Below are 759 nucleotides of genomic sequence, written 5' to 3' on the forward strand. Positions count from 1 at the left end.
AGCCTCGCCTGGGCAGGTTTCCAAAGCTGACATGGAGACCGTGATGACCTTTTCCACCTTTCCTCCCGCAATGCCCCCTCCCGCCTGTCCCCATGGCGCAGGAGAACGCCCCGAGCCCGCCGCCGCGCCGGTAATGGAGCAACTGCGTTCCTGTGCTCAGCGCTTGCCCGCCGCCGCCGGCAATGTGCTGCTGCTGGGCGATCTGGGCCGCCAATTGAACGATTGCTATATCCAACTGGACTCCGCCCTGTTGAGCGGGGTGATGGACATCCGCGCCGCTCACACCGGGCTGTTGGCGCTGCTGACCTTGCTGGAACGCCGCGACGAGCCCTTGCTGTTCAGCAGCGAGGAGGCGCTGGCCTTGCTGGAGCCGATACAGCAGCGTTTGCAACGCGGTCTGGAGCACGTCAACGGCGTGCTGTGACGCTTGGATAGGGAGGGCATGGCCATGATGAAGCTGCTGATCCAACACAATGAGGCGCTCAAAGGCGCGGCGCGTTTAATCGTCGATTACGAGATGCGCCTGGGAGTGATTGCGCTGAAGGAAACCAACCCGCTCCATCCGGACAACACCGCGGTGGTTCAGCGGCAGATCAAGCGGGCGTTGGCGGACTTTTATTATTGGAGCCGATGGCAGGGCGAGCACGAGCCGGCCCGCGCCGCCTTATTGGCGATGTGGGCGTCCGGGAAATGGAGCAGCCGCGATCTCTGCGCGCAGCGATGTTATCTCTTGGCGGGCTTCCGCAACGTAACTACCGC

At 63.2% G+C, this 759-nt stretch carries 2 protein-coding genes; both read left to right on the plus strand.

Features of this window, described 5'->3' with window-relative positions:
- Window positions 1–43 precede the first annotated feature (43 nt).
- A complete protein-coding gene (locus QUG03_RS23160) occupies window positions 44–424 on the plus strand; it encodes a hypothetical protein (RefSeq protein ID WP_500821117.1) in 381 nt (126 codons plus the stop codon).
- 24 nt (window positions 425–448) lie between these two features.
- On the plus strand, window positions 449–759 hold a 311-nt coding region (locus QUG03_RS23165), incomplete at its 3' end, for a hypothetical protein (RefSeq protein ID WP_500821118.1).

The sequence above is a fragment of the Chromobacterium sp. CCUG 30098 genome (genome assembly GCF_059916605.1).

What these genes read in the sequence shown, in the direction of transcription:
- QUG03_RS23160 (WP_500821117.1), top strand. Translation starts at nt 44, where the DNA reads ATGACCTTTTCCACCTTTCCTCCCGCAATGCCCCCTCCCGCCTGTCCC.